Here is a 9562-nt window from a genome sequence, read left to right as displayed (position 1 = left end):
TACTTTGGTTTTCACTTGCTTGATCTTGACAAAATTTAGGTATAAGGAGAAATATGCATGCTAGATTATTTTAGCCAAAAAAACTGGATTCTCTTGAGGGAACTGGTTAAAACAGACTTCAAATTACGTTATCAAGGCAGTTTCATTGGGCATTTGTGGTCGATTTTAAAACCCTTAATGCTTTTTACCATTATGTATCTTGTTTTCGTTCGTTTCCTGCGTTTTGATGATGGAACGCCTCATTATGCAGTATCGCTTCTCTTAGGGATGGTGACTTGGAATTTTTTCTCAGAAGCGACCAATATGGGCATGATGTCCATTGTTGCGCGAGGGGACTTACTGCGAAAACTGAATTTTTCTAAATCAATTATCGTTTTTTCAGCTATTACTGGTGCAGCGATCAACTATGCGATCAATTTGTTGGTTGTTTTTGCTTTTGCTCTGATTAATGGAGTATCAATCACGCTAGGATGGCTAGTTATTATCCCGCTTTTTCTGGAATTAGTTTTGATTTCAGCTGGCTTTGCCTTTATGTTGGCAACACTTTTTGTTAAATATCGTGATATTGGACCCATTTGGGAAGTAGTTTTGCAGGCTGGTTTGTATGCGACACCGATTATTTATTCACTGACTTATATCCTGAAGGGTGGGCATGTTTTGGTCGCTAAGCTGATGATGCTCAATCCAATGGCTCAGATTATTCAAGACCTTCGTCATTTTATCGTTTTCTCAGGCAGTACTCGGGGCTGGGATTTGATGGACCATTACTGGATTGCTCTGATTCCTTATTTATTGCCAGTAGTGATATTTGGGCTTGGATATTATATCTTTAATAAAAATGCTAAGAGATTTGCGGAGATTTTATAATGTCAAATAATATTGCAGTAAAAGTTGACCATGTCAGTAAGTTTTTTAAACTGCCAACAGAGTCAACACAAAGTTTAAGAACAAGCCTAGTTAACCGCTTTCGAGGAATCAAAGGTTACAAAGAGCAGAACGTTCTTAAGGATATTTCTTTTGAAGTGGAAAAGGGAGATTTTTACGGGATTGTCGGCCGTAATGGTTCGGGCAAATCAACCCTTTTGAAAATCATTTCGGAGATTTATATTCCCGAAAAGGGCACAGTGACCATTGATGGCAAGTTGGTTTCCTTTATCGAGCTAGGTGTTGGATTCAATCCAGAGCTGACCGGCCGCGAAAATGTCTATATGAATGGTGCCATGCTGGGCTTCTCAACTGAAGAAGTAGATGCCATGTACGATGATATCGTGGAGTTTGCTGAGCTGGGCGAGTTTATGAATCAAAAACTCAAAAATTATTCTAGTGGGATGCAGGTTCGCTTGGCCTTTTCAGTTGCGATCAAGGCACAGGGAGACATTCTAATTTTGGATGAGGTTCTGGCTGTGGGGGATGAAGCCTTTCAGCGCAAGTGTAATGATTATTTTATGGAACGGAAGCATTCGGGAAAGACAACTATTTTAGTAACTCACGATATGAATGCCGTCAAAAAGTATTGTAATAAAGCTGTTTTGATTGAAAATGGATTAGTCAAAGTTGTCGGAAATCCAGATGATGTAGCTAACCAATACAGTTTGGATAATGCAACTGACACCAAAGCCATGAACGAAGATTATGTCGCTGAAAAGGAATCTGAGGCAGTTTCTGATTTAGAGGTTCGTCTACTAAGCTCTCCTCAGACAGCACCAAATCAAGAAATTGAATTTGAGATTAGCTATCAAGTCAATCAGGATATGCCAACCTACATAGCCTTTTCACTGACTGATATCGACCGTACCATTTGGCTGTATAATGATAATTCAATGGATAATTTGACAGAAGGAACAGGCAAGAAGACACTTAAATACAAATGCCATCTTTCCCAAATCAATCATGCAAAATTGAAATTGCAGGTTTCTGTGCGTGATGAAGAGAATCAGATTTTAGCCTTTGCAGATTCTAAGAATACTCCAGTCCTTATCATCAGCCGACGGGATATTGAAGATGACGATACCTCTGCAAAAGACTCAGCAACGGGATTGATTCAGCGTAATGGGGTCTGGGAAATCTCTCAATAAAATGATAAGGTGTTTTCATGGAACGAATATTACTCTATGTTCATTTTAATAAATATAAGCGCGTGAGTAATCATGTCTTCTACCAATTAGAACAGCTCAAACCCCTGTTTTCCAAAATCCTTATTATTTCAAATAGTTATATCGAAGAAGCAATTAAGAAAAAGTTGCACGACGAATTTGGGATAAGCAATGTGTTGGAGCGGGACAATCAAGGTTATGATTTTGCGGCTTGGCGGGATGGAATGAGCGCCATAGGTTTTGAGGAGCTCAGAACCTACGACTCTCTGACTCTGATGAATGATACTTGTTTTGGTCCGCTCTGGGAATTGGAGCCTATTTATAAGCGTTTTGAGGTGGATACTCAAGTTGATTTTTGGGGCATGACCAACTTTCGAAAAACAAAGTATTTTGAAGAACATCTGCAGAGTTACTTTGTTACCTTTAAGCAGCAGATATTGAGGGCAATTTCTTTTCAAGAATTTTGGGAACAGGTAAAAGATTTTACTGATGTTCAAGATGTGATTGACCACTACGAGACGAAATTCACCCAATATTTTACAGAGGCAGGATTTACCTATCAGGCTGCCTTTGATACTCGTCTAGAAGAGGCAACAGATTTAATCCATCCAGATTTTACTTATTATAAGCCTTTTACTATTCTTGAGAAAAAGGTTCCCTTTTTGAAAGTGAAAGCTATCAGTGGTAATCCTTTTTCTGCGAGGTATCTGTTGGAAGAAATCAAAGAGAGAACTTCTTATCCTGTTTCTTTAATTTCTGAGCATATATTTGAATATGTTGGTCCAGATGTACCCTGCCTTTTGCAGGATAAGCAGCTTTCGAGAGATGATAAGAATGACTCGCCAGAAAAGCCGGTAGCTCTTCATATTCATGTAACAGATCTTCAAGTCTTCGAGCAATTTAAAGAAAAATGGGAAGCTCTTTCTCTACAATACCAATTTGTGGTGACGACAGCTGACGAAAAAATCTTTGCTCAGCTCATGGAAACTGTATCAGACCGCTATCAAGTTCTTTTAGGAAAAGAAGAAAGGCCTATGCAGGCGATGCTTGAACAGAGTGGACTCTTGCTACAATTTGTTTTCGTTGGGCATATTTCTACTGCAATTTTAGTAGATGGAATGCCTCAGCTCGATAAAGCGATGCGTAGAGATTTGATGGAGGTGATGTTTGAAAATGCCAATGCTAGTATTAAAGTCTTGGAACAAGATGATAAGCTTGGGCTCGTTATACCAGATCTTCCAAGTTTAGTCAGATATGGCTTATTTGAACAAAAAGTTTATCGGAAAGAAATGGCTGCAATTTGGCAAAAACTCCATTGCCAGAAACAGTTTGATTTTGAACAACATCCTGTTTTTACCAGGGTGTATGGTGGCTTCCTTTGGTTTAAGCCTTCTGCCCTTACTAGCCTTTTTCAAAATGATTACCAGTTATCAGCTCAAATAGAACCTCGTATTTTAGAAAGTTTATTGGTTTATTTGGCTTGGGACAAGAGCTATGATTTTAAAATCATGCCTGGTCGCCCACTCCCTGCTTTATTAGATTTACAAAAAGAAGCAGAAAAATTAACAAGGCAGAAAGGAAAGCTTGCTCGAAAGAGCCTAACCCAAAAAGTTAGAACTTATTTATCAAGTCTTTTAAAGGCACGATAATCTATTTCTTAGAAAGAAAAATGAAATTTTTGATTAATTATTATAAGCAGATTTCTTATTTGCTTATCAGCTTTTTATTTTTAGATATTACAGCCGTCACCACTCTATTTTTACTTCAAGTAAATAAGAACATAGAAAATTACAGTAGCTTAGGGTTTGTTTTTCTTGGTTTAATCGTGGCTCTATTTGGCTTAGGGCAGATTGTATCCCAACTGCTAAGTCGAAAGCTGCTAATATGGTCTGCTATCGTCTATGCTTCTTACATACTATTTTCTTACTTGCTAACGGTTACTCAGCATATTAATGATTTTGACTTTAAGGCAGAAAATTTACTTAGTAATCACTTTTTTCAAGTGAACGGCCTACCTTATTTGCTTCTTATTTTTTTCTTCGCCTATCTTATAAACTATTTCCCCTCTTTAAAAAAATATAATTCTTTGGACTATTTTATTGTTGATAAGTACAATAAATATTTTCTAGAGATACTCTTTCTATCTCAGTCCCTTATTTTTTTATCTTTAACAGATGATAAGATGACAGGTATTTTTCAGCACCAAAGTTTGCTGACGACTTATCTTACAGATAAAGGATTTGAAATCTCTCAAGATTCTATTTTAAAATTAATTGGTTTTATTATTTTACTCTTTCTTTTATTTTTGATCCCTAGCTTTTTAGGGATAAAGGGATTAAAAGATATTTCGAAAAACAGAGGCAGTTTTTCAGTTGCTGTTTTATGCAGCGCAGTTCTTTCTGTCATTTTCAACTATACTATTCAAAATAGTATTCGAGGAGATGTTTCTGTTTTAGAACTGCATTTATTTACAGGAGCAACATTCTTTCAGATAGCAGTATTTTTTGCAACATTTATTTTTGTCTACCTTGTTTTCAATCAAATTTTCCTAGCAAGCATTCTCATATTGGTTGCGGGTATTCTTGCAACCATTGCCAGCAGTTTGAAATTTCAATATCGTCACGAACCTATTCTGCCAAGTGACGTCAGCTGGTTAAAAAATCCAAAAATTTTGTTTGATTTTCTTGGTGGCAATTATGGAATCTATACTATTGCAGGATTGGCAGCTCTTGGAGCTTTCTATTGGTTTTTCCGTAGAAGGATTTTACCTGAGAAAATTTTATCGATGATAAAAATGCAGCTTATGTTACTGGCTTTTCCTATTATTTTTTTCCTAGGTGTTTTACAGATATTCTCTTCGAAAGAAAATGGTAAAGTAGCTGAAAATATCCCTGTTATCTCTATTTTAAATAATTATCATGACTTGACTTGGTTTGGTAATACAGTTAATTCGCAAATGCGGTCTATCTCTTTTGTTTGGTTTACTCAATTATCAGATAAGGCTATGATCCAGCCGGCAGGATATTCCAAAGAAAAAATTCAGGAAATAGAAAAAAAATATGAAGAACTTGCTGACTCCATCAATCAGGAACGTCAACATAACATTGAACAGCAGACTGTCATTTATGTCCTCAGTGAAAGTTTTTCTGATCCTGCACGGATTGACGGCGTGTCTATGTCAGAAAATCCAATTCCAAATATTCAGGAAATTATGTCTAAGACAACCAGTGGGTTGATGCAGTCAGACGGTTATGGCGGTGGAACAGCAAATATGGAGTTTCAAACGTTGACCGGTCTGCCATTTTATAATTTGTCACCATCTGTTTCAGTTATTTATACGGAAGTAGTGCCAAAGATGAACAAACTTCCGGCTATCAGTGATTTTTACACTTCTCAAAATCGTACCGTGATTCATTTGGCCTCACCAAGTAATTATTCCAGAGACATCATTTATAAAGATCTGGGATATGATACCTTTATTCATTATGGAACTCAAGGGTTGCAGGGAGATCATATTGGTGGAAACTATAGTGATAAAACGACCTATAATCAAGTCTTAGATCGCCTAAAAACAGACCAAAGTCAATTTTTCTCAGTTATGACGATGCAAAATCATATGCCTTGGACGGAAGTCAATCCGATTTATATGTCTGCTAGTTACCCAGGTTTCACGGAGGCAGGAAATAAATCATTATCCAGCTATGTAAGGATGCTCTACCACACAGACAATGCGACCAAGGATTTTTTGGATAAGCTTTCTAAAATTGATAAAAAGATAACAGTGGTCTTTTATGGTGATCACTTGCCAGGTCTGTACCCTCAGTCAGCTTTTAAGGAACATCCTGAAAACCAGTTTCTAACAGATTACTTTATCTGGAGCAATTATGAGACTCCTAAGCTGGACTATCCTTTGGTTAACTCTAGTGATTTTTCTGCCTTATTGCTTGAGCAGACTAATTCTAAAGTATCTCCTTACTACGCTTTATTGACCGAAGTTCTTCATAAGGCTAGTGTGGACAAGAAGGCACTGGAGCCATCAGCCCAAGAAATTGCAGATGATTTAAAATTGATCGAATATGATATGGTTGGCGGAAAAGGCTATCTTTCAAAGGATTTCTTCGCTATGCCAGCGAAATAAAAAATAGAATAGGTTTACCAATTCTATTTTTTATTATTTTATGCTAAACTAGTAGTATGGGGGTGAAGATATGATAAAGATTTTTGGGAAAGTACGCTATCATTGGCAACCAGAAATGTCGGTTTTAGTTATTTATTGGTCTTTGTCGGTTATCCCGATCTTTATAGGGCTGGCCTTGATGTATGAAAGTTCTAGAGTACCAACTCTTGTTCTCTTTTCCTTCTTCTTATTTATGGTTTTGTTGGGCATTGGTGTGCATAGATATTTCACCATATATGATGATGGGATTTTGCGGATTATTACGGCAAATCCTTTCACGCCAATCAAGATTGACATTTCAACTATCGAGAAGTTAGAAGTAACAAAGACCTCAATCACCCTTCATTTTACAGGGAAAAGTCGTAGCAGAACCTTCTGTATGCGCAAATGGCCAAAAAAATATTTTGTCAACGCTTTGGCTCTGAATGAGCATTTTAAAGGTGAAGTCGAATTGGTAGATAATTTTATTCTTCTAGATTATTTTGAAGTCTATTACGGTGATAAGGCTAAGAAAAACTAATCTTTTAGCAGTGCTCTGGTTGGACAATTTTTGATGGCTTCGAGAATATCGGGATGGTCAGGGACTTCTTTTTCTAACAGTTGGTTATCTTGATAAAATTTGACAATGCCATTATCGTGATAGTCAAAGATGTCTGAGTAAGTTTGGCAGAGCCCGCAGGCAATGCAGCGTTCGGGAATAAGTGTAACTTTCATACTCATATTGTAATAAGATTTTTAGAAAAACTCAAGGAGGAAGTCATGGAAAAAGAACCATGGGAAGCAGATGTATACGATAATGGAGAAGAGAAATTGAAAAGAATTAAAAAAGTTCAAGCGAGTCGAGTAGATCGTATCTTGACAGTTTTAGTAGCTGTTTTTTTGATATTGGTCATTGCAGTTACTTGCTTCTTGGTCTACCTTTCTATTGGTGGAAGTAATAAGAAGACGAGTATGGAAGGCTTTTATGGGACTTCTGCTGCTGTTGCCTCGTCAAGTAGTACGGAGCAACCAGCTTCAACAGAGGCGGCGGCTACACCTGAAGGAGAAACGACGGAATCATCTGAAGGAACTTTGACGGTTCAGCCTGGTGAAGGTGAGGCGGCCATTGCTGCGCGTGCAGGTATTTCTATTGCAAAATTAGAGCAGCTAAATCCATCGCACATGTCCACTGGCTCTTGGTATGCCAATCCAGGTGATATTGTTAAGATTCAGTAGGAGCGGGTTATGAAACAGATTCAGATTGCGATTGATGGACCTGCTTCAAGTGGGAAATCCACTGTTGCAAAAATCATTGCCAAAGATTTTAATTATACCTATTTAGATACTGGAGCCATGTACCGTGCAGCGACATATTTGGCTTTGCGAAATCATTTGACTGAAAACGACGCAACAGAGATTGTAGAGCTGCTTGAGACTTATTCGGTCAGTTTTGGTCGTGCAGATAACGGTGAGCAGCTGGTGTTTGTTGGGGATGTAGATGTGACCCATCCGATTCGTGAAAATGACGTTACCAATAATGTGTCGTGGGTATCAGCTATCCCAGAAGTACGTGAAAAACTAGTTTATTTGCAGCAGTTGATTGCTGCTCAAGGTGGTATTGTCATGGATGGCCGTGATATTGGAACGGTCGTATTGCCAGATGCGGAATTGAAAATTTTTCTAGTTGCTTCGGTCGAGGAAAGAGCGGAGCGCCGTTATAAAGAAAATCTTGCAAAAGGGATTACGGCTGATTTGGAAACTCTTAAAAAAGAAATTGCTGAGCGGGATTATAAAGACAGTCATCGTGCTGTGTCGCCTTTAAAACCAGCGGCTGATGCGATTCATTTTGATACGACAGGCGTTGGAATTACAGAAGTTGTCAAATTTATTGAAGAAAAAGCGAAAAAAATCATTGACAAATAAAAAGAAACTTGGTATGATAGTGGAGTTGAGAAAAGCAGAAGTGAGAACTTCTCGCCTTGCGACTAACGTTGTCTGGCTCTACAGGATTCAGTTTCAGTGATGAAATACTATCATGTAGTGCGGGTTTGCGTTAGCAGGTCCGCACTTGTTTTTCTCTAAAAATAAAAAAAGAGGTGAAAACCATAGCAAAACAAGACTTATTCATCAATGATGAAATTCGTGTGCGTGAAGTTCGGTTGATCGGTCTTGACGGCGAACAATTAGGTATTAAACCACTTAGCGAAGCGCAGTCTCTTGCGGATGAAGCAAATGTCGATTTGGTCCTGATTCAGCCACAAGCTAAACCACCTGTTGCGAAAATTATGGACTATGGCAAGTTCAAGTTTGAGTACCAGAAAAAGCAGAAAGAACAACGTAAAAAACAGAGCGTTGTCACTGTGAAAGAAGTACGTCTCAGCCCAACGATTGATAAAGGGGACTTTGATACAAAGCTTCGTAACGCACGCAAGTTCCTTGAAAAAGGAAATAAAGTTAAGGTATCTATTCGCTTTAAAGGTCGGATGATTACCCACAAAGAGATTGGAGCTAAGGTCTTAGCTGACTTTGCTGAAGCGACTCAAGATGTTGCGATCATTGAGCAAAGACCTAAAATGGATGGACGTCAGATGTTCATGCAAATGGCACCGATTAGTGACAAAAAATAAACTGTCAGAAAGTTAGAAAAAGGAGATTTTACCATGCCAAAACAAAAAACACACCGCGCATCAGCTAAACGTTTCAAACGTACAGGTTCTGGTGGCTTGAAGCGTTTCCGTGCTTACACTTCTCACCGTTTCCACGGAAAAACTAAGAAACAACGTCGTCATCTTCGTAAAGCATCAATGGTTTCTGCAGGAGATTTCAAACGTATCAAAGCAATGCTTACAGGTCTCAAATAAGAGATTTTGTGACAATTATCTAGGAAATATTTGGAGGAAATAAAACATGGCACGTGTTAAAGGTGGCGTTGTATCACGCAAACGTCGTAAACGTATTTTAAAATTAGCAAAAGGTTACTATGGAGCAAAACACATCTTGTTCCGTACTGCAAAAGAGCAAGTAATGAACTCTTACTACTATGCATACCGTGACCGTCGTCAGAAAAAACGTGATTTCCGCAAACTTTGGATCACTCGTATCAATGCGGCAGCTCGTATGAACGGACTTTCATACTCACAATTGATGCATGGTCTGAAATTGGCTGAGATCGAAGTTAACCGTAAAATGCTTGCTGACTTGGCTGTTAACGATGCAGCAGCTTTCACAGCTCTTGCAGATGCAGCTAAAGCTAAACTTGGTAAATAAGAAGATAAAAAGTTGAAACGATGTTTCAGCTTTTTTCGGCTCTTTG

11 protein-coding genes and 1 other annotated feature are annotated in these 9562 nt (G+C 38.1%); of the genes, 10 read left to right on the top strand and 1 reads right to left on the bottom strand.

Annotated elements, in window-relative coordinates; all coding sequences use genetic code 11:
- Nucleotides 1–57 precede the first annotated feature (57 nt).
- From STRDD04_RS04290 to STRDD04_RS04270, 5 genes are all read left to right on the top strand, one after another.
- Nucleotides 58–867 carry an ABC transporter permease gene (locus STRDD04_RS04290; protein ID WP_015604480.1) on the top strand — a complete coding sequence of 270 codons (810 nt, stop codon included), beginning with the start codon at nucleotides 58–60 and terminating at the stop codon, nucleotides 865–867.
- Entirely contained in the window at nucleotides 867–2075 is a 1209-nt protein-coding gene (locus STRDD04_RS04285) for an ABC transporter ATP-binding protein (RefSeq protein ID WP_062199638.1), read from the top strand. The genes STRDD04_RS04290 and STRDD04_RS04285 overlap by 1 nt, the downstream gene beginning before the upstream one ends.
- A 17-nt stretch (nucleotides 2076–2092) precedes the next feature.
- Entirely contained in the window at nucleotides 2093–3742 is a 1650-nt protein-coding gene (locus STRDD04_RS04280; protein WP_062199636.1) for a rhamnan synthesis F family protein, read from the top strand.
- 20 nt (nucleotides 3743–3762) lie between these two features.
- On the top strand, nucleotides 3763–6231 hold the full coding sequence (locus STRDD04_RS04275; protein WP_062199634.1) for an alkaline phosphatase family protein: 2469 nt from the start codon (nucleotides 3763–3765) through the stop codon (nucleotides 6229–6231).
- A 70-nt stretch (nucleotides 6232–6301) separates the two neighbouring features.
- Nucleotides 6302–6790, top strand: coding sequence for an EbsA family protein (locus STRDD04_RS04270; protein WP_062199631.1), 489 nt, complete (start codon nucleotides 6302–6304; stop codon nucleotides 6788–6790).
- Here STRDD04_RS04270 and STRDD04_RS04265 read toward each other — a convergent pair.
- Nucleotides 6787–6984 carry a ferredoxin gene (locus STRDD04_RS04265; RefSeq protein WP_331710265.1) on the bottom strand — a complete coding sequence of 66 codons (198 nt, stop codon included), beginning with the start codon at nucleotides 6982–6984 and terminating at the stop codon, nucleotides 6787–6789. The two genes, STRDD04_RS04270 and STRDD04_RS04265, sit on opposite strands and share 4 nt — an antisense overlap.
- A gap of 45 nt (nucleotides 6985–7029) precedes the next feature.
- On the opposite strand from STRDD04_RS04265, the gene STRDD04_RS04260 reads away from it, so the two are divergent.
- The 5 genes from STRDD04_RS04260 to rplT all read left to right on the top strand — a co-directional run bounded on the left by STRDD04_RS04260 (nucleotide 7030) and on the right by rplT (nucleotide 9516).
- The gene (locus STRDD04_RS04260) at nucleotides 7030–7485 is read left to right on the top strand and encodes an SAG1386/EF1546 family surface-associated protein (RefSeq protein ID WP_062199622.1); all 456 of its coding nucleotides are present in this window, start codon (nucleotides 7030–7032) and stop codon (nucleotides 7483–7485) included.
- A 9-nt stretch (nucleotides 7486–7494) separates the two neighbouring features.
- Nucleotides 7495–8172: a (d)CMP kinase gene (cmk, locus tag STRDD04_RS04255; protein ID WP_062199621.1), complete on the top strand. Its 678-nt coding sequence runs from the start codon at nucleotides 7495–7497 to the stop codon at nucleotides 8170–8172.
- Nucleotides 8173–8198: 26 nt separating this feature from the next.
- Nucleotides 8199–8329: a sequence feature (ribosomal protein L20 leader region), on the top strand.
- 16 nt (nucleotides 8330–8345) lie between these two features.
- Nucleotides 8346–8876, top strand: coding sequence for a translation initiation factor IF-3 (gene infC / locus STRDD04_RS04250; protein WP_037616322.1), 531 nt, complete (start codon nucleotides 8346–8348; stop codon nucleotides 8874–8876).
- 33 nt (nucleotides 8877–8909) lie between these two features.
- Entirely contained in the window at nucleotides 8910–9110 is a 201-nt protein-coding gene (gene rpmI / locus STRDD04_RS04245) for a 50S ribosomal protein L35 (RefSeq protein WP_015604488.1), read from the top strand.
- A gap of 46 nt (nucleotides 9111–9156) precedes the next feature.
- Entirely contained in the window at nucleotides 9157–9516 is a 360-nt protein-coding gene (gene rplT, locus STRDD04_RS04240; RefSeq protein WP_000124834.1) for a 50S ribosomal protein L20, read from the top strand.
- The last annotated feature ends 46 nt before the right edge of the window (nucleotides 9517–9562 follow it).

This window comes from Streptococcus sp. DD04, from assembly GCF_001578725.1.
GTDB classification, from domain to species: Bacteria; Bacillota; Bacilli; order Lactobacillales; family Streptococcaceae; genus Streptococcus; species Streptococcus sinensis.
This window is presented reverse-complemented; position numbering and strand designations above follow the sequence as displayed.

Bases quoted from the DNA above. Each gene is read 5' to 3' on its own strand.
- STRDD04_RS04290 (WP_015604480.1), top strand. From the start codon at position 58: ATGCTAGATTATTTTAGCCAAAAAAACTGGATTCTCTTGAGGGAACTG.
- STRDD04_RS04285 (WP_062199638.1), top strand. From the start codon at position 867: ATGTCAAATAATATTGCAGTAAAAGTTGACCATGTCAGTAAGTTTTTT.
- STRDD04_RS04280 (WP_062199636.1), top strand. From the start codon at position 2,093: ATGGAACGAATATTACTCTATGTTCATTTTAATAAATATAAGCGCGTG.
- STRDD04_RS04275 (WP_062199634.1), top strand. From the start codon at position 3,763: ATGAAATTTTTGATTAATTATTATAAGCAGATTTCTTATTTGCTTATC.
- STRDD04_RS04270 (WP_062199631.1), top strand. From the start codon at position 6,302: ATGATAAAGATTTTTGGGAAAGTACGCTATCATTGGCAACCAGAAATG.
- STRDD04_RS04265 (WP_331710265.1), bottom strand. From the start codon at position 6,984: ATGAAAGTTACACTTATTCCCGAACGCTGCATTGCCTGCGGGCTCTGC.
- STRDD04_RS04260 (WP_062199622.1), top strand. From the start codon at position 7,030: ATGGAAAAAGAACCATGGGAAGCAGATGTATACGATAATGGAGAAGAG.
- cmk (WP_062199621.1), top strand. From the start codon at position 7,495: ATGAAACAGATTCAGATTGCGATTGATGGACCTGCTTCAAGTGGGAAA.
- rpmI (WP_015604488.1), top strand. From the start codon at position 8,910: ATGCCAAAACAAAAAACACACCGCGCATCAGCTAAACGTTTCAAACGT.
- rplT (WP_000124834.1), top strand. From the start codon at position 9,157: ATGGCACGTGTTAAAGGTGGCGTTGTATCACGCAAACGTCGTAAACGT.